At 67.4% G+C, this 18,552-nt stretch carries 17 protein-coding genes; 8 read left to right on the top strand and 9 right to left on the bottom strand.

Features of this window, described 5'->3' with window-relative positions:
- The first annotated feature begins 27 nt into the window (after positions 1-27).
- The 3 genes from A9J21_RS16310 (at position 28) to A9J21_RS16320 (ending at position 3,468) form a co-directional block, all read left to right on the top strand.
- Entirely contained in the window at positions 28-336 is a 309-nt protein-coding gene (locus tag A9J21_RS16310; protein WP_066737410.1) for a DUF485 domain-containing protein, read from the top strand.
- Positions 333-2,003, top strand: a complete 1,671-nt coding sequence (locus A9J21_RS16315) for a cation acetate symporter (protein ID WP_066737412.1) — start codon at positions 333-335, stop codon at positions 2,001-2,003. Before A9J21_RS16310 ends, A9J21_RS16315 begins: the two co-directional genes overlap by 4 nt.
- Before the next feature lie 148 nt (positions 2,004-2,151).
- Positions 2,152-3,468, top strand: a complete 1,317-nt coding sequence (locus A9J21_RS16320) for an MFS transporter (RefSeq protein ID WP_066737414.1) — start codon at positions 2,152-2,154, stop codon at positions 3,466-3,468.
- 67 nt (positions 3,469-3,535) lie between these two features.
- On the opposite strand, the gene A9J21_RS16325 is transcribed toward A9J21_RS16320, so the two are convergent.
- The 4 genes from A9J21_RS16325 to A9J21_RS16340 all read right to left on the bottom strand — a co-directional run bounded on the left by A9J21_RS16325 (position 3,536) and on the right by A9J21_RS16340 (position 7,063).
- Positions 3,536-4,099, bottom strand: coding sequence for a lipocalin family protein (locus tag A9J21_RS16325; RefSeq protein ID WP_066737416.1), 564 nt, complete (start codon positions 4,097-4,099; stop codon positions 3,536-3,538).
- A gap of 176 nt (positions 4,100-4,275) precedes the next feature.
- Positions 4,276-4,983 carry an RraA family protein gene (locus A9J21_RS16330; RefSeq protein ID WP_066737418.1) on the bottom strand — a complete coding sequence of 236 codons (708 nt, stop codon included), beginning with the start codon at positions 4,981-4,983 and terminating at the stop codon, positions 4,276-4,278.
- A gap of 106 nt (positions 4,984-5,089) precedes the next feature.
- Positions 5,090-6,061, bottom strand: a complete 972-nt coding sequence (locus tag A9J21_RS16335; RefSeq protein ID WP_082926465.1) for a hydroxyacid dehydrogenase — start codon at positions 6,059-6,061, stop codon at positions 5,090-5,092.
- A 15-nt stretch (positions 6,062-6,076) separates the two neighbouring features.
- On the bottom strand, positions 6,077-7,063 hold the full coding sequence (locus tag A9J21_RS16340) for a tripartite tricarboxylate transporter substrate binding protein (RefSeq protein ID WP_231906945.1): 987 nt from the start codon (positions 7,061-7,063) through the stop codon (positions 6,077-6,079).
- Positions 7,064-7,162: 99 nt separating this feature from the next.
- Between A9J21_RS16340 and A9J21_RS16345 the strand changes: the two genes are divergently transcribed.
- Entirely contained in the window at positions 7,163-8,080 is a 918-nt protein-coding gene (locus tag A9J21_RS16345; protein ID WP_082926460.1) for a LysR family transcriptional regulator, read from the top strand.
- Between the two features lie 69 nt (positions 8,081-8,149).
- On the opposite strand, the gene A9J21_RS16350 is transcribed toward A9J21_RS16345, so the two are convergent.
- Positions 8,150-9,316, bottom strand: coding sequence for a mandelate racemase/muconate lactonizing enzyme family protein (locus A9J21_RS16350; protein WP_066737478.1), 1,167 nt, complete (start codon positions 9,314-9,316; stop codon positions 8,150-8,152).
- Between the two features lie 120 nt (positions 9,317-9,436).
- Here A9J21_RS16350 and A9J21_RS16355 point away from each other — a divergent pair, with 120 nt between their 5' ends.
- On the top strand, positions 9,437-10,348 hold the full coding sequence (locus A9J21_RS16355; RefSeq protein WP_066737421.1) for a LysR family transcriptional regulator: 912 nt from the start codon (positions 9,437-9,439) through the stop codon (positions 10,346-10,348).
- A 72-nt stretch (positions 10,349-10,420) separates the two neighbouring features.
- Here the strand turns inward: A9J21_RS16355 and A9J21_RS16360 are convergent, their stop codons facing one another.
- Positions 10,421-11,392: a tripartite tricarboxylate transporter substrate binding protein gene (locus A9J21_RS16360; protein ID WP_066737423.1), complete on the bottom strand. Its 972-nt coding sequence runs from the start codon at positions 11,390-11,392 to the stop codon at positions 10,421-10,423.
- 227 nt (positions 11,393-11,619) lie between these two features.
- Between A9J21_RS16360 and A9J21_RS16365 the strand changes: the two genes are divergently transcribed.
- Entirely contained in the window at positions 11,620-13,404 is a 1,785-nt protein-coding gene (locus tag A9J21_RS16365) for an IlvD/Edd family dehydratase (protein ID WP_066737425.1), read from the top strand.
- Positions 13,405-13,520: 116 nt separating this feature from the next.
- Positions 13,521-14,222: a GntR family transcriptional regulator gene (locus A9J21_RS16370; RefSeq protein ID WP_066737426.1), complete on the top strand. Its 702-nt coding sequence runs from the start codon at positions 13,521-13,523 to the stop codon at positions 14,220-14,222.
- Positions 14,223-14,252: 30 nt separating this feature from the next.
- On the opposite strand, the gene A9J21_RS16375 is transcribed toward A9J21_RS16370, so the two are convergent.
- Together A9J21_RS16375 and A9J21_RS16380 are read right to left on the bottom strand one after the other, a co-directional pair.
- On the bottom strand, positions 14,253-15,224 hold the full coding sequence (locus tag A9J21_RS16375; protein ID WP_066737427.1) for a tripartite tricarboxylate transporter substrate binding protein: 972 nt from the start codon (positions 15,222-15,224) through the stop codon (positions 14,253-14,255).
- A 19-nt stretch (positions 15,225-15,243) separates the two neighbouring features.
- Complete coding sequence (locus tag A9J21_RS16380) at positions 15,244-16,452, bottom strand: pyridoxal-phosphate dependent enzyme (protein ID WP_231906946.1); 1,209 nt, start codon at positions 16,450-16,452, stop codon at positions 15,244-15,246.
- 80 nt (positions 16,453-16,532) lie between these two features.
- Between A9J21_RS16380 and A9J21_RS16385 the strand changes: the two genes are divergently transcribed.
- On the top strand, positions 16,533-17,459 hold the full coding sequence (locus A9J21_RS16385) for a LysR family transcriptional regulator (RefSeq protein WP_066737430.1): 927 nt from the start codon (positions 16,533-16,535) through the stop codon (positions 17,457-17,459).
- Positions 17,460-17,466: 7 nt separating this feature from the next.
- Here A9J21_RS16385 and A9J21_RS16390 read toward each other — a convergent pair whose 3' ends face one another.
- Complete coding sequence (locus A9J21_RS16390; protein ID WP_066737431.1) at positions 17,467-18,483, bottom strand: 1-aminocyclopropane-1-carboxylate deaminase; 1,017 nt, start codon at positions 18,481-18,483, stop codon at positions 17,467-17,469.
- Positions 18,484-18,552 lie beyond the last annotated feature (69 nt).

Here is an 18,552-nt window from a genome sequence, read left to right on the forward strand (position 1 = left end):
GGCCACGCTTCGCCATTGGAGACAACCATGACCGAACGGCAATTCGCCTCTATCACCCAACACCCCGACTTCCAGTCGCTGACCCGCCGCCGCGCACGCCTGGGCTGGTCGCTGACCGCGCTGATGCTGGCCGTCTATTTCGGCTTTATCGGCCTGCTGGCCTTCTACCCCGCACTGCTGGTGGCGCCGATCCGCGGCGGCACGCTGACCACGGGCATCGTCGCCGGTGCCGGCGTGATCGTGGTGGCGTTCGCGCTGACCGCCATCTATGTGCGCAAGGCCAACCGCGAGTTCGACGGCCTGAACGCCCGCATCCTGAAGGAGTGCGCAGCATGAAGCGACCTGCCAACCTTGCGTCTGCCCTTGCCGCCCTCATTGCATTTGGCGCGGCCAGCGCCCACGCGGGCCCGCCCGTCGACGGCAACGTGGCCCAGCAGCCGATGAACTGGCATGCCATCGGCATGTTCGTGGTGTTCGTGCTGTTCACGCTGGTCATCACGCGCTGGGCGGCCCGCCGTACGCGCACGGCATCGGACTTCTACGCGGCCGGTGGCGGGCTCACCGGCTTCCAGAACGGCCTGGCCATTGCCGGCGACATGGTGTCTGCCGCATCGTTCCTGGGCATCTCGGCCATGATGTTCGACAAGGGCTTCGACGGCCTGATCTACGCGCTGGGCGTGGTGGCCGGCTGGCCGATCATCCTGTTCGTGGTGGCCGAGCGGCTGCGCAACCTGGGCCGCTACACGTTTGCCGATGTGGTGGCGTACCGCCTGTCGCAAAAGCCGGTGCGTATCACGGCCGCGTTCGGCACGCTGACCGTGTCGATCATGTACCTGGTGGCCCAGATGGTGGGCGCCGGCAAGCTGATCCAGCTGCTGTTCGGCACCAGCTACCTGTCCGCCGTGCTGGTGGTAGGCGTGCTGATGGTGCTGTACGTGATGTTCGGGGGCATGCTCGCCACCACCTGGGTACAGATCATCAAGGCCATCCTGCTGCTGGGCGGCACGACGTTCATGGCCTACGAGGTGCTGGCGCAATTCGGCTTCAGCCTCGATGCGCTGTTTGCCGCCGCCGTCCAGGCCCATCCGAAGGGCCAGTCGATCATGGCGCCTGGCGGGCTGGTGGCAAATCCGGTGGAGGCCATATCGCTGGGCGTGGGGATGATATTCGGCACGGCGGGCCTGCCCCATATCCTGATGCGCTTCTTTACCGTGGCCGATGCCCGCGAGGCCCGCAAGTCGGTCTGCTATGCCACCGGTTTTATCGGCTACTTCTACCTGCTGATCCTGGTCGTCGGCTTCGGGGCCATCGTGCTGGTGGGCAACAACCCCGCCTTCCGCGACGCTGCCGGGCAGCTGGTCGGCGGCAGCAACATGGTGGCCGTGCACCTGGCGCAAGCCGTGGGCGGCAGCATGTTCCTGGGCTTTATCTCGGCCGTGGCCTTCGCCACCATCCTGGCCGTCGTGGCGGGGCTTGCGCTGTCGGGCGCATCGGCCGTGTCGCACGACCTGTATGCCACGGTGATCCGCAAGGGCCGCGCCACCGAGGCCGAGGAAATCCGCGTGTCGCGCTTTGCCACGCTGGGCATCGGCGTGGTGGCGATCCTGCTCGGCCTGCTGTTCGAAAAGCAGAACATCGCCTTCCTGTCCGGCCTGGTGCTGGCCATCGCGGCTTCGGTCAACTTCCCGGTGCTGTTCCTGTCGATGTTCTGGAAGGGCCTGACCACGCGCGGCGCGGTGGGCGGCAGCGTGGTGGGCCTGGTGTCTGCCATTGCACTGCTGGTGCTGGGCCCGACCGTCTGGGTGGGCATCCTCAAGCATGGGCAGCCGATCTTCCCGTACGCCAATCCGGCGCTGTTCTCGATGACCCTGGCCTTTGGCGCCGCGTGGCTGCTGTCGGTGCTGGATCGTTCGGAAGCGGCTGCGGGCGAGCGGCAGGCCTACCTGCCCCAGTACGTGCGGTCCATGACGGGCCTGGGGGCGGCATCGGCCAGCCGGCACTGAGGGTGGCCGGCATCGAGGGCGGATCGGGCAACGCCATCGCCATCGAAATGATCCTGCCAAGTTAGAATGGCCGCCAGCGTGGCAGCCGGGCCGGCAACGGCTGGCCTGCCACACCGCCCATTCCCTTGTCGCACGGACCATTGCCAGCATGTCGACCTCGCAGATCAGCTTTGAAGAGGCCATTCGTACCGCCGGTGTCGGAAAATTCCAGTACCGGCTCTTCGTGATCTTCGGGCTGGTGTGGATGGCCGATGCGATGCAGGTGCTGTCCATCGGCTTCAGTGCCCCGTCGATTGCCAGCACATTCGGCGTGCCGGTGCCGCAAGCGCTGCAGACCGGCACCACGTTCTTTGTCGGCATGCTGCTCGGGGCGTTCTGCTTCGGGCGTATCGCCGACCGTATCGGCCGGCGGCCGGCGCTCATGCTGGCCGTGGTCATCGATGCGGCCTGCGGCGTGGCTTCCGCGTTTGCGCCGAGCCTGGGCTGGCTGATGGTGCTGCGCTTGCTGACCGGCATCGGCGTGGGTGGCACGCTGCCGGTCGACTACACGATGCTGGCCGAATTCCTGCCGCGCGACCGTCGCGGCCGCTGGCTGGTGCTGCTGGAATCGTTCTGGGCGCTCGGCACCATCTGCCTGGCCCTGCTGGCGCTGGCCGCCGCAGCCCATGGCGACGACGCCTGGCGCATCATCTTCTTCGTGACCGGCATCCCCGCGCTGGTGGGCCTGATCCCGCGCATGTATGTGCCGGAATCACCGCTGTTCCTGAACCGGAACGGCAAGTCCGAACAGGCGCGCCAGGTGCTGGAACGCGTGGCCCAGACCAACGGCAGGCAGGTCACCATTCCCGCGCTGCAATCCGAGCGCACCGAGCGGCAATCGGTCTTCACGCTGTTCACGGCCACCTTCCGGCGCCGCACCGTGGCCCTGTTCGCCGCATGGTTGCTGATCTCGGTGGCCTACTACGCGGTGTTCGTCTACCTGCCCATCCGCCTGAGCGGCGCCGGCTTTGCCTTCATGCGCGGCCAGGCCTTTCTGGTGATCCTGGCCCTGGTGCAACTGCCTGGCTACGCGCTGGCGGCCTATGGCGTGGAGCGATGGGGCCGCAAGCCGACGCTGATCGGCTTCCTGCTGCTCAGCGCCGTGGGCAGCATGCTGTACAGCCTGGGCACCGCGCCCGTGGTGGTGGTTGGATCCACGCTGCTGATGAGCTTTGCGCTGCTGGGCACCTGGGGTGCGCTGTACGCCTTCACGCCCGAGGTCTATCCCACCAACCTGCGCGCCACGGGCATGGGTACGGCTGGCGCCGTGGCCCGCTTCGGCGGCCTGTTCGCCCCGGCCGTCATCGCGCCGGTCATGTCCACACATTTCACGCTGGCCCTGGCGATGATCTCGGCCATGCTCGCCACGGCTGCGCTGGCGGTCGGCGCGGTCAACGTCGAGTCGCGGAATCGCGCGCTGGACTGAGCCGCATTGGTCTGTTCGCGCGCTATTTGACTTGACGGCCCTTTGCCGCCCGCGCGGGCACGGCTGGTCAGTGCATCGTCTCGCGCAGCAGCGCGGTGTCGTAGCCCAACGCTGCCACGCGGGCAATCAGCGACGTCGCCAGCGCGCGCGGCGGCCGGGCGTCGCGGGTCAGTATCCACAGGAAGCGGCCCGACGGCTCGCCGACGATCGACCACGTGTAGTCGTCGGCATGGTCCAGCACCCAGTAGTCGCCGAAGAAGAACGGGCCGAAAAACGACACTTCCAGCTTGGCCCCGCCACTGTCCGGCACCACGCGGGCGCGGCCTTCCGATGTGCGTGTGCCGCCATCGGCGCCGCCCTCGTGGCAGGTGTTGCGCACCGAGATCAGGCCGTCGTCGCGTAGCGCATACTCGGCGGTCACGCCTTCGCAACCGCGCTCGAAGCCGTTCTCGTAGCGGGCGAATTCGTACCATTTGCCAAGGTAGCGATCCAGGTCCACAAGCCTGGCCGGTTCCGGGACTTCGGCATTGCCGCGCCTGCCGCCGGAGAACTTGCCATATGCCCGGGCGGCCAGCGCCGCACCGGCCAGGGCGATTCCTGCCGCTGCCAGCGGCGCGAGGGATCGTTTCACAAGGCACCTCCATCGAATCGGTAAGGATCGAACTGGCTCGATCCTCCGGCCGATTGTGAAGCGCCCATGCCGCGCGCCGGAATCGGATGGATGCCGACACGCGCTGTGGGACGGCGCCGACGAAAGCCGGCGCGGCGTTCATGTCACCCGCACGTCACCCTCCGTTCCCGGGCAAGCTATACCGGCAGCCCCTTCGCGCGCAGCGTCGCATCGAAGCGCTCGGGGTCGGAGGTGCCCGCAGCATTGTCGGCGCGGATCTTTGCCTCCTTCGCCAGGTGCGCCTTGCAGCGCTCCAGCACCAGCGCGGCCTCGGCGGCCGGCACGGCGATCACGCCATCCGCATCGCCAACGATCAGGTCGCCCGGCATGACCGCCAGCCCGGCGCACGACACCGGCACGTTGATCTCGCCGGGGCCATCCTTGCTGGGCCCGCGATGGGTGTGGCCGCGCGCGAAGATCGGCATGCCGTCCTCGGCCCACTCGCACAGGTCGCGGATCGCGCCGTCGATCACCAGGCCGCCAAGCTGCTTCGCCACGCACGTGGTGCGCATCAGCCCGCCAACCAGCGCCTGCGTGACATCGCCGCCGCCGTCGATGACCAGCACATCGCCCGGCTGCACCATCATCAGCGCCTTGTGGATCATCAGGTTGTCGCCGGGGCGCACGCGCACCGTCACGGCCGGGCCGCACAGCACGGTTTCCAGGCGGCGATGGTACTGGCGCAGGCCCACCGTGCCGATATTGCGGCTCATCGAATCGCCAATGGCAGCCACCGGCATGTCACGAAAGGCGGCCACCACGGCGGCGGCAGGCCCTTCGGCACGCGGGTGGATGCGATAGCCGGGGGGCCACTGGGCTGCGGCGGCGGCGTCGGATTGACTCATGACTGTCTCCTGGATCGGGAATGGAATTGGGGAAACCTGGAAATCTGGAAATCTGGAAATCTGGAAATCTGGAAAGCGGGAAAGCGGGAAATCGGGAAAGCGGAAATCAGGAAAAGACCTGCGGATTGACGCATGCGGCGCGGTCCACGGGCTGGCCGTCGAGCCAGCCCAGCACATTGCGCGCGGCGCCGCTGGCCATCGCGGCCAACGCAGCCGGCGTGGACCCGCCAACGTGCGGGGTCAGCACCACATTCTTCAGCGCCGCCAGCGGGCTGTCCGCCGGCAATGGCTCGATAGCCATGGTATCGAGCCCGGCTGCGAACAGGCGTCCGTCCTGCAGCGCGGCCACCAGCGCAGCTTCATCCACTACCTCGCCACGTGCGGTATTGACCAGGATGGCGCCCTTCGGCATCAGGCTGAACTGCTCGGCGCCCAGCATATTGCGCGTGTGCGGGTTTAACGGGACATGCAGGCTCAGCACGTCGGCCTGCGGCAGCAGGTCGGCGACGGAAGACACCAGCTCCACGCCTTCGACGGGAGTCTGGCGGCCGGTCAGCGCCGGGTCGAACGCCACCACGCGCATGCCCAGCGCCAGGCAGACGCGGGCCACGCGCTGGCCGATCTGACCAAACCCGACCAGGCCCAGCGTCTTGCCGCACAACTCGACACCATCCTGCGCGCGCGACCACCGGCCGCCGTGCAGTTCGGCATCCATCCAGCCGATGCGCCGTGCCGCCGCGAACATCAGGCCCAGCGTCATCTCGGCCACGGACTGCGCGTTGGCACCCGGCGTGACGTAGACCGGAATGCCGCGCTGCGTGGCGGCCTGCACATCAATATTGCTGACGCCCACGCCGTGCTTGGAGATCACCTTGAGCGTGGGACACGACGCAATGGCCTGGGCCGACAACGCCACCGTGCGCGAGATCACGGCGTCAACCGGCTCGCTTGCCATGATGCGCTCGACCTCCTGCGCATCGTCAGGCGACGACAGGTAGATCACGCGCGCACCGGCCCGGTCCAGCCATTGCACGCCAGCGGCAGCAAGCCGGGGCGCGGTCACAAATACGGTATGCATGGTCATTCTCTGAATTCAATCGAGCTTGATATTGGCTTCGCGGACCAGGGCACCCCACTTCTGGTGCTCGGCGTGCAGGTATTCGCTGAACTGTTGCGGCGTGCTGCCCATCGCTGTGCTGCCTTCAACGGCCAGCTTGTCCAGCACGTCCTGTGTTTTCAGCGCCTTGCGCACTTCGGCGTTGATGCGGTCGATCACGGCCTGCGGCGTACGGGCGGGCGCCACCAGACCCGTCCACGTAATGGCCTCGAAGCCCGGATAGCCCGATTCGGCCACGGTTGGCACATTGGCCAGCAACGGCGAAATGCGCACGCGCTGCGCCGAACTGATTGCCAGCGCCCGCACCTTCTGGCTGCTCAACTGCGAAATGGCGGCAGCGGTATTGGCAAAGTTGAATTCCACCTGGTTGCCCAGCAGGTCCATCATCGCCGGGCTGGCGCCCTTGTACGGCACGTTGAGCATGCGGAAGCCGGCCTGGCGCTCCAGCAGTTCGCCGGTCAGGTGGGCCACGGTGCCGTTGCCGGGCGTGCCCATGCGCAGGGCCTCGGGCTTGGCCTTGGCGGCGGTCACCACATCCTTGAGCGTCTTGAACGGCGAAGCGGCGTTGACCAGCAGCACCACCGGCTGCGACGCCACCGTGGTGATCGGCGCGAAGTACTTGAGCGGGTCGAACGGCATCTTCGGGTAGAGCGCGGGATTGATCGCCAGGTTCGCGGTCTGCCCCAGGCCAATCGTGTAGCCATCGGCCGGCGCCTTGGCAACCACGTCCAGGCCAACGTTGCCACCTGCGCCGGGACGGTTCTCGACCACCACGGTCCAGTGCGCCTGCGTGGACATCTTTTCGGCAATCAGCCGCGCTACCGCATCGGTGCCGCCACCGGGCGGGAACGGCACCACCAGCCGGATCGGGCGGCCCGGCCACGTCTCGGCGCTCGCGGTGCCACTGCAAACGGCCAATAGCGCCGATACGGCGGCGGTGACCAGCATTCCGGGCTTCAGCATCGCATGTCTCCTGTCTCGATTCGTTTGCAGGCATTCTTGCCGCGCCAAAGCATTCCGTCTATTTGATAATGTTCATGTTTTCATTCCTGTGAGTTATCGATGGAAATCCAGCTCAGGGATCTGCGCTATTTCGAGGTGGTGGCCGAACTCGGGCATATCGGCCGCGCCGCCGAGAAGCTGGGCCGCACGCAGCCCGCGTTGACCAAGGCGGTGCAGCGGCTCGAAGAGGCCTTTGGCAGCGAGCTGTTCGAGCGCAAGGGGCGCGGCATCCGGCTGACGCCGGTCGGCGAGGTGCTGCTGGCCCGCGCCCGCATGCTGCGCGGCGCCACGGACGAAGCGCTGAGGGAAGTCGGGGATTTCGCCAGGGGCAATGCGGGCCACGTCAGGATAGGCAGCGGCCCCATCGCCGCCGAGCATGTCCTGCCCGAAATCTGCAGCCTGCTGCTGGAAGAAGCGCCGGCGACCACCATCGACATTACCGTGGCACCCAGCCTGGTGCTGCGCGAACGGCTCAAGGAAGGCACGCTCGACCTGCTGATCGGCCTGATGCCCGAGCATGACGACGCGCTGGTCAGCCATGCCATCGTGGAAGACGTGGTGGTGGTGGTTGCCAGCCGCCATCACCCGGTCTTTGCCCTGCCGCGCGTCACGCTCAAGGCGCTGCTGGCCTGGCGATGGGTGTTGCCGGCGGCGTCGATACCGAGCCGGCAATGGATCGACGCGGCGTTCCAGTCGCACGGGCTGCCCCGCCCCGCCACGCAGATCGATGCCAACTCGATCCCGCTGCTGCCCCGGCTGATCGGCAAGACGGAACTGCTGAGCTTCCTGTCACGCCATACGCTCGACGAGCACCGCCACGTGCTGCGCGAAGTGCCGCTCAAGGAGGCCAGGCTGCGGCGCCGGCTTGGCGTCAGCTACCGGCGGCACGGCTACCTGTCGCCCGCCGCGCTGCGCCTGATGGCGCTGCTGCAGGAGCGTGGCGAGGCGCTGTTCAGCACGGCGCCGGGCGATGAATGATGCGTGACGGCCTGCCCGGCGCGCTGTCACAGGATGGTGGACAGCGCCCCGGCGGCAGGGCCCGGGCCGTCAGGCCGACAGTTGCTGCATCACGCTGTACAGGTCCGACTTGCCCTCGAAGCCGATACCCGGCAGGTCCGGCATCGTCAGATAGCCATTCTCGACCTTGACGCCATCGGGGAATCCGCCGAACGGCTGGAACAGGTCGGGATAGCTCTCGTTGCCGCCCAGGCCCAGGCCGGCAGCGATGTTCAGCGACATCTGGTGACCGCCGTGCGGAATGCAGCGGCTGGCCGACCAGCCGTGCTGCTTCAGCATGTCGAGCGTGCGCAGGTATTCCACCAGGCCATAGCTCAGCGCGCAGTCGAACTGCAGCCAGTCGCGATCCGGACGCATGCCACCGTGGCGGATCAGGTTGCGCGCGTCCTGCATCGAAAACAGGTCTTCGCCGGTCGCCATCGGCTTGTCGTAGTAGTTGCGCAGCGTGGCCTGCAGTTCGAAGTCCAGCGGATCGCCGGGCTCCTCGTACCAGAACAGGTCGTACTGCGACAGCGCCTTGGCGTACTGGATGGCCGTGTCGAGATCAAAGCGGCCGTTGGCGTCCACGGCCAGCTTCTGGCCGTCCTGCAGCACGCTCAGGATCGAGTCGATGCGGCGCAGGTCTTCATCCAGCGACGCGCCTCCGATCTTCTTCTTGACCACCGTATAGCCGCGGTCGATATAGCTGCGCATCTCGTCCTTGAGCTTGCCGTGGTCCTGCCCGGGGTAGTAGTAGCCGCCAGCGGCGTACACGAATACCTTGCGATCCGGCTGGCCGTTGCCGTAGCGATCCGCCAGCAACTGGAACAGCGGCTTGCCCTCGATCTTCGCCACGGCATCCCAGACCGCCATGTCGATGGTGCCGATGGCGACCGAGCGCTCGCCGTGACCGCCGGGCTTTTCGTTCCGGAACATGGTGTCCCAGATCCTGTGCGGATCGAGGTTGTCGCCAGTGGCATCCACCAGCGACGCCGGATCGGCTTCCATGATGCGGGGGATAAACCGCTCGCGCATCAGTGTGCCCTGCCCATAGCGGCCGTTGGAATTGAAGCCATAGCCCACCACCGGCTTGCCGTCGCGGATCACGTCCGTGACCACGGCCACCAGGCTCAGCGTCATCTTGCTGAAGTCGATATAGGCATTGCGGATGGGCGAACTGATGGGGAACGTCTTTTCTCGGATTTCTACGATTCTCACGGGGGTCTCCTGGTGTGCGGAACGCGCGGCATCGGTGATGGGCGTCACGTGGGAACCGGTAGCTTAGGCGCCAGACGATGCACTAAGATTGAATCACTTTTACTTCATTATTCACTTAGAGTGAAAACCGACCTGGCATCCGAACTGGAGTTTTTCGTACTGGTCGCCCGGCTGGGCAGCCTGTCGGCCGCCGCCCGGGAGCTGAACCTGACGCCCCCGGCCGCCACCAAGCGCCTGGCCCTGACGGAGTCGCGCCTGGGCGTGCGGCTGGTGAACCGGACCACGCGCAGCATCAGCCTGACCAACGAGGGCGAGACCTACCTCGCCTATGCCACGCGCATCCTGGCGGACCTGCGGGAGATGGAAAACGTGGTGTCCAGCAGCGGCGCCGAGCCCCGTGGCCTGCTGCGGGTGAACGCCACGCTGGGCTTTGGCCGTACCACCATCGCGCCGCTGGTCTCCGAATTTGCCAAACGCTACGCGCATGTCGAGGTACAGCTGGAAGTGACCGACCGTCCCGTGGATCTGGTCGACAGCGGCGTCGACCTGGCGATCCGGTTTGGCACGCTGCCAGACCGGCGGCTGTCGGCGCGGCGCATCCTGCCCAATCGCCGCTTCCTGTGCGCGTCGCCGGCCTATCTGGAACAGTCCGGCACGCCACGGACGCTGGCCGACCTGGCGCACCATCGCTGCATCATCCACCGGCAGAACGACGACGCCTACGGCGTCTGGCGGTTCGAACGCGACGGCCACCATGAAAACGTGAAGGTAGAAGGCGCGCTATCGAGCAACGATGGCGATATCGTGCTGGGCTGGGCGCTGGACGGGCACGGCATCCTGGTGCGATCGGAATGGGACCTTGCCAGGTATCTGGAAAGCGGCCGGCTGCGCGTGGTGCTGCCCGAGTACCGGCTGCCATCCGCCGACCTGTTCGTGTACTACGCCCAGCGCCGCAACCAGACCGCGCGGGCGCGCGCCTTCATCGATTTCCTGGCGCAGAAGTTCCAGCAGGCCGCGCCGGGCCGGCGGTAACCGCGACAGCCACCACACCCGCGATGACCGCGATGACCGCCGGGGTTGCGCGCGGCCCGCACGCCGCCCGGATCAGTCTGCCTGGATATTCGAGTCCTTGATGACGCGAGACCAGCGCGTGACTTCGGCCTGGATCTGCACCTGCGCCTGATCCGGCGTGCTGTAGACCGGCATCGCGCCCTGCGCCACCAGCGCGGACTTCACCTCGGGCTGCTCCATGATGTCCTTGAGCGCAGCGCTGAGCTTGCCGACCACCGGCTTCGCGGTGCCGGCCGGCGCCAGCACGCCGAACATCGAACTGACCTCGAAGCCGGCAAGCCCCGCCTCGGCCGCGGTCGGCACATCCGGCAGCACCCGCTGCGGCGTGGCCGATGCCAGCGCGCGCAGCCGTCCGCCCTTGATGAACGCCTGGGTGGCCGGCAGCGTGTCGAACACCACGTCGACCTGTCCGCCCATCAGATCGTTGAGCGCGGGACTGCTGCCCTTGTAGGGCACGTGCACCAGTTCCACGCCGGCCTGGCGCTTGAACAGCTCGGCCGCCAGGTGTTGCGGCGATCCATTGCCCGATGATCCATAGTTCATGCCGCCCGGCCTGGCCTTGGCCGCCGCGATAAAGTCCGCCAGTGTCTTGCCCTTGAACGACGGCCCTACGGCCACCACCAGCGGCACCCGGCCCACGACGGCCACGGGCACGAAGCTCTTGTCCATCGTGAAACCCGCCGCCGACGGCTGCAGCACGCTGTTGATCGAATGGCTGGTCAGCGCGCCCAGCAACAGCGTGTAGCCATCGGGCTTTTCCTTGGCGACGTAGGCTGCGCCCAGATTGCCGGCGGCACCCGCGCGGTTTTCCACCACTACCGGCTGCCCCAGCGACACCGACAGCTTCTGGGCGATCACCCGGCCAATGACGTCGGTGGCGCCTCCCGGGGTATAGGGCACCACCAGCCTGACCGGCTTGTCGGGATAGTCCGCCCGGGCGATGGCCGGCAGCGCGCCGCCAAGGGCAACGGCCATCGCCGCCACGAGGGCACGCCGGCGGCTCATGCCTTCGGCGCATGATCTTAATTTGTGCTTCACAAGTCTCCTCCTGCTCTGGTTCGGATGCATGGATATGTCCGGGGCACTGGCGCGCCCGAGACTGCCCGAACTCTAGTCAATCGTATTATTAATAATATAGGTGATAGTACCGACGACAATCAGACGGGACTCGACTATCCTTAGGTCCAACCTCCAATCCAGGGGCACCGCGCCCCGGCACACTGCATCGATCCATGTCCCACGACGAACAGAACCCGAAAGGCGCCGCCCCGCGCCACGACATCGCGCCTGCCGACGCCGCCACCGGCATTTCCAAGGGCCTGACCAACTACGGCGACCGAGGCTTCTCGCTGTTCCTGCGCAAGGCGTTCATCAAGGGCGCGGGCTACACCGACGACGCACTGGACCGTCCGGTCATCGGCATCGTCAACACGGGCAGCGCTTACAACCCCTGCCACGGCAATGCGCCCCAGCTGATCGAGGCCGTGAAGCGCGGCATCATGCTGGCCGGCGGCCTGCCGATGGACTTCCCGACGATCTCGATCCACGAGAGCTTTTCGGCGCCCACCAGCATGTACCTGCGCAACCTCATGTCGATGGACACCGAGGAGATGATCCGCGCGCAGCCCATGGATGCCGTGGTGCTGATTGGCGGCTGCGACAAGACCGTGCCCGCGCAACTGATGGGCGCGGCATCGGCCGGCATCCCGGCCATCCAGCTCATCACGGGTTCGATGCTGACCGGATCGCACCGCAGCGAGCGCGTGGGCGCCTGCACCGACTGCCGCCGCTACTGGGGCAAGTTCCGTGCGGAAGAGATCGACGCCGAGGAAATCGCCGACGTCAACAACCAGCTGGTGGCCAGCGTGGGCACCTGCTCGGTGATGGGCACGGCCAGCACCATGGCCTGCATTGCCGAAGCCCTGGGCATGACCGTGCCCGGTGGCGCCTCGCCGCCGGCCGTGACCGCCGACCGTATCCGCGTGGCCGAGCAGACCGGTACGGAAGCGGTGCGCATTGCCCGCGAACGCCTGACGATCGACAAGATCCTGACACCGGCCGCCTTCGAGAACGCCATGCGCGTACTGCTGGCGATTGGCGGGTCCACCAACGGAATCGTCCACCTGGCAGCCATCGCGGGCCGGCTGGGGTATGACATCGACCTGGCCGCCCTCGACCACATGGGGCGCGACACGCCGGTGCTGCTGGACCTGAAGCCGTCTGGCGACCACTACATGGAAGACTTCCACCACGCGGGCGGCATGGCTACGCTGCTGCGCGAACTGAAGCCGTTGCTGAACCTGGATGCGCTGACCGTGACCGGCCGCACGCTGGGCGAGGAAATCGAGCGCGCGGGTCCCGGGTTCAGGCAGGAGGTGGTGCGCACGCGCGACAACCCGATCTATCCGCAGGGCGGCATTGCCGTGCTGCGCGGCAACCTGGCACCGGGCGGCGCCATCATCAAGCAGTCGGCGGCACACCCGAAGCTGATGGAGCACGAAGGCCGCGCCGTGGTGTTCGAGAACGCCGCCGACCTTGCCAACCGCATCGACAGCGACGACCTCGACGTGACCGCCGACGACATCCTGGTGCTCAAGAACATCGGCCCGAAAGGCGCACCCGGCATGCCCGAGGCAGGCTATATCCCGATTCCGCGCAAGCTGGCCCGCGCGGGTGTCAAGGACATCGTGCGGATTTCGGATGGCCGCATGAGCGGCACCGCGTTCGGCACCATCGTGCTGCACGTGACGCCCGAATCGGCCATCGGGGGGCCGCTGGCCCATGTACGCAACGGCGACCGCATCAGCCTGTCGGTGGCGCGCCGCGACCTGACGTTGCATGTCAGTGATGAAGAACTGGCACGCCGCGCGCAGGAAACGCCGGTGGTGGTGCCCACCGCCGACCGTGGCTACCGCAAGCTCTTTCTCACCACCGTCAACCAGGCCGACCAGGGCGTGGACTTCGACTTCCTGCGCGCCGCCGAGACGCGCGGCAAGGTGCCGGGCAACGGCGCCTGACGCACGGTGGAACCATGGCCGGACAGGCGCCACGGACAGGAAAATCGGTCAGAATGACGGCTTTCCATCCCACACCTCTTCACGCGACCGGGGCCAGCCCCGGCGCGATTCGCCTGATGCCGAGTTCCGACACGCTCCACGCCGCTGCCAATGCAGGCGTCGACGACACGCCCGTGGCCCAGGACACCCTGGGCGCGATGATCGCCACGCTTGAGGAAGATATCGTCTTTGGCCGGCTGCACCCCCGGGAGCGCCTGGTCGAGGACGAACTCATGGAGCGGTTTGGCGTCAAGCGGCACGTGGTGCGGGATGCACTGGCCGCGCTGGACCGCCTGGGGCTGGTGGAGCGGCGCAAGAACGTCGGCGCCGTGGTGCGCTCGTTTTCGGTCCAGGAAGTGACCGAGCTGTACGAAGTGCGCGGCATGCTGGAGACCGAGGCGGCCCGGCGCATCGACCTGCAGCGCGTGCCGGCACACCTCGACCGCCTGATCGCCATCCAGCAGCAGCACGACGCGGCCGTTGCGGCCGGCGACGCGCGTATGGTGTTCCGCGTCAACCTGGCCTTCCACCGCGAGCTGTTCAGCCTCTGCAGCAACCAGACGCTGCAGAAGGCCATTGCCGAATTCGCGCGGCAGACCCATCCGATCCGCTTTGCCTCGCTGGTGTCGGCCGAGTACCGCGAACGCGCCCGCCAGGAACACTGGCAGATGATCGAGGCGCTCAAGGCCGGCGATATCGACGCGCTGGTGGCGCTGTGCGCCAGCCACCTGCTGCCGTCGCGCGATGCCTATCTGAACGCGCAGCAGTACCGGGGCTGATTGCCCGCGCCCGGTTGCAGGTGCCTGCGCCTATTCCGGCTGGATACCCGCCTGCTTCACCAGTTGCGCCCAGCGGTCGACCTCGCCGCGCAGCCGGTCGCCCAGTTGCGCGGGCGTGGAAGCCTTCAGGTCGATGCCCTGGCTGTCCAGCCGTGCCCGGGTCTGGGGATTGGCCAGCGCAGCGCGCACTTCGTCATTGAGACGGGTGATCACAGCCGTCGGGGTGCGCGCCGGGGCCACCACCGCCCACCACTGGCTCACCTGCAAGGCCGGCAGTCTTGCCTCGGTTGACGTCGGCACATTCGGCAGCGCTGCAAGCCGCGACGGCCCCGTGACCATCAGCGCCGTGATCTTGCCGCCGCCAAGCAGGCTGCTGCCGCTCGCCAACGTCGCAAAATGACCAGAAACCAGCTGCGCGGAAACATCGGTCAGCGCAGGCGCCGACCCGCGATAAGGCACGGCATCGACCGGGATGGCTGCCTGCGCCTCCAGCATCTTGCCCGCCAGATGGCTGATCGTGCCGTTGCCGCTCGTAGCCAGTTGCACCGGCTTGCCGGACTGGCGCGCATCGGCCAGGAAGCGCTGGATGTCACCGGGCCGATAGCGCGCACTGTCCGCGAACAGCACCAGCGGCGATTCGCCGAGCAGCGAAACTGGCGCGAAATCGCGCAGCACATCGTAGGACATCTGGCGAAATACCGATGGCGCCACGGCATGGGCCAGTTCGATCACACCCAGCGTGTAGCCATCGGGCGCGGCCTTGGCAACGGCCTCGGCACCAATGCGACCCGAGGCCCCGGCACGGTTTTCGACCACCACGGGCTGGCCCATCGATTCGCTCATCCGTTGCGCCACGGCGCGCGCCAGCGCATCGGTGCTGCCGCCCGCCGCCCACGGCACGATCAGGCGGATGGGCTTGTCGGGATAGCCGGCCGCCTGCGCCCCCGGCACATGGGCCGCCAGGCTGACGGAAAAGATGGCGGTCAGGTAACGCAACGTCATGGTGGTCCCCTCCAGGGCTTTAGTTTGTGATCTGCGCCGGGTCGCGGTCGCCGCGCGCCGTCAGCATGAGCAGGACGGTTTCCGATGGATCGATGCGGCCATCGGCACGCAGCATCTGCGCGGCGGCAAGTCCGGCGCCCGCGCAAAGCTCGACCCAGAAACCGGCGGCGGCCAGTTGCCCGGTGCCGGCGCGCGCGGCGGCGTCCTCCACGACGATCGCACCGCCACCCGATCGGGTAGCCGCATGTACCTGCTGCGCGGTAACGGTGGAGCCAGCCGTCGAGAACTGCTGCGTTGCGCCGGGGAAATCCGCCTGCTGCGAAGCGCCGCCCAGCACGCGGGCCAGACGCGGGAACGGCTCGACGGCCCACAGCTTCGGCACGCGCGCCAGGTGCCCAAGCCGCACGAGGTCGCGCAGCGCGCTGTAGAGACCCCATAGCAGGTCGCCGCGTGCGGTGGGCACCATCACGTGGTCGGGCAGGCAGCCCTGCTGAACCCATTCGAGCGCGGCGGCGCGATACCCTTCCACACCAAACACCGGGCTGCCGACGGCCGGCAGGCTGTAGTTCGTCAGCGCAAAGGCGCCGTCTTCGCGCACCCGGCGGCGCACGTGTTCCCAGCGCGCATGGCCGGTCGCGCAAATCACGCGACGGGCGCCGTAGTGGCGTAGCGCCGCATCGAACACCGCAGGCAGGTCGCGATAGGTGGCGACCTCGCACGCCAGCCCGGCGGCTGCGCAATAGGCTGCCGCCGACACCGCCGCGTTGCCGCTGGACGCCAGCACCACGTCCCGCGCCCCCGTGGCAAGCGCCCGGCTCACGGCCTGGGCCGACATGCGGTCCTTGTGCGAGCCGGTGGGATTGGCTCCCTCGTTCTTGATCCACACCGACGCCACGCCGGTCAACGCGGCAAGCGCCGGGACGGGCAGACATGGCGTGGCGCCCTCGCCCAGCGTCACGCCGTCGAGATACGGCATCCAGTGGCCCCAGCGATAACCGTGGCTTTTTGGTGCAAAATCGGGCAGCGGCGCACCGGGGGCAGCTTCGTAGACCGCTTCGAGGCTGCTTGGCCTGCCGCGGCTGGCGCAGGCCGGGCAGCCTTCGGGCAGGTCGGAGACCGGATAGACCTCGCCGCAAGTCACGCATTGCAGGGCGCGCAGCGCGGGATTGAGGCTCGGCACGGGGCCGGACACGTGGATATCGGACATGGCAACGGACGGGAATGGCATGACCGCGAGTCTACGGGCAGACGCACCGCCGCGACGCAAGCCATCCGGCGTTTTCAATAAGCCAAACTTATAGGGTGGCAATGAACCAGATCGCAGAGGCAGCCGGGCAAACCATCAGCGCGCGGCAGATCGAGGTATTCCGCATGGTCATGCGGCTGGGCTCCGCGCGCCGCGCCGCCGAGGCGCTGCACATCAGCCAGCCGGCGGTGACCCAGATCGTGCTGCAACTGGAACAATCGGCGCGGCTCAGGCTGTTCGACCGCAGCAAGGGCCGCATGGTCCCGACCGCCGAGGCGGCCGCGCTGATGGACGAAGTCGAGCGCGTTTACGTGGGCCTGGATGCCGTACAGCGCAAGATCGACCTGCTGCGCTCGCACGAAGACACGGTGCTGCGCGTGGGCGCGCTGCACGCGATGGCCGCCAGCGTGATGCCCCTGGCGGTAGCCAACTTCACGCACAGCTATCCGCGCAGTCACTGCCGGCTGGAGGTAGACAGTTCGCGCGGCCTGCGCGAACGGCTGCTCCAGCGCGAACTGGACCTGGCGTTCATGGGCGACGAAGTGGACACGAGCGGGCTGACCGCTTCGGAGTTCTACGCGGTGCCGGCGGTCTGCATCGTGCCGGCCACGCATCCGTTTGCCGGCCGGGCCCGGGTGGGCGCCTCGGATCTGGCCGATGCCCCGTTGATCGGGCTCGATGCAGGCGATCCGGCCCAGCGGCAACTGGAATCCGCGCTCGCCGGGCACGGCCACACGGCACGGTTTGTCGCGACGACCCCTTACAGCCATACACAATGCGCAATGGTGCTGGCGGGCGTGGGCCTCGCCATTACCAATCCGCTGGTGGCGCGCACCTATACGGCGCTGGGCCTGCGCAGCGTGCCGTTTGCCGGCCCCGTGCGCTTCCGCGCCATCCTGGCGTTTCATCCGGGCCAGGGACAGTCCACGGCGGCACAGCAGTTTGTCCGGCTGTGCCGCCAGCGCGTGGAGGATCTACTACGTCTGTGAGCGCCGCTCAGCCGTTGCGGAACAGGAAGCTGTAGGCGCTCAGCGCGGGCGCGCCGCCCAGGTGGGCATAGAGCACGCGCGACCCCGCCGGGAATTCGCCTCGCCGCACCATGTCGATCATGCCGTGCATCGACTTGCCCTCGTACACCGGATCGGTCATCACGCCTTCGTACCGTGCGCACGTACGGATCGCTTCGAGCGTGCCTTCCGACGGCAGGCCGTATTCCGGGCCGCCATAGCGCGTGTCGAGCACCACATCGGCATCGGCAATGTCGCGGTTCAACTCCACCAGCCCCGCCGTATGCCTGGCGATGCGCAGGATCTGCGCGCGGGTCTGCTCCGGCTTGGCCGAGGCGTCGATACCGATCACGCGGTCTGCGCGGCCATCGGCGGCAAAGCCGACCACCATGCCGGCCTGCGTGCTACCCGTGACCGAACACACCACGATGTAGTCGAACCTGAATCCCAGTTCGGCCTCCTGCGCGCGCACTTCCTCGGCAAACCCGACAAATCCCAGCCCGCCTAGCGGATGCTCCGAACAGCCGGCGGGAATCGGATACGGCTTGCCGCCAGCCTGGCGCACGCTTTCCATGGCCTCTTCCCAGCTCTTGCGGATGCCGATGTCAAAGCCATCGGCCACCAGCCGCACGTCGGCGCCCATCATGCGCGACATCTGGATATTGCCCACGCGGTCGTAGACGGCATCGGCATAGTTGACCCAGTTTTCCTGCACCAGCACGCACTTCAGCCCCAGGTGCGCGGCCACGGCGGCAACCTGGCGCGTCTGGTTGGACTGGATGCCGCCGATCGACACCAGCGTGTCGCATCCCTGCGCCAGGGCATCGGGAATCAGGTATTCGAGCTTGCGGGTCTTGTTGCCGCCGAATGCCAGGCCGCTGTTGCAGTCTTCGCGCTTGGCATAGAGCGCCACCTTGCCGCCAAGATGTTCGGACAGGCGCTGCAGGGGCTGGATCGGGGTGGGACCAAACGTCAGGGCATGGCGAGGAAAGCGCTTCAGGTTCATGGTGGCTGCTCCGGGGTTGAGGGCGATGGACTCAATCCTAGAAAAAAAGCCACGAAACGTGCTTGCAAA

Source organism: Cupriavidus sp. D384, from assembly GCF_001652915.1.
In the GTDB taxonomy this organism is placed as follows: Bacteria; Pseudomonadota; Gammaproteobacteria; order Burkholderiales; family Burkholderiaceae; genus Cupriavidus.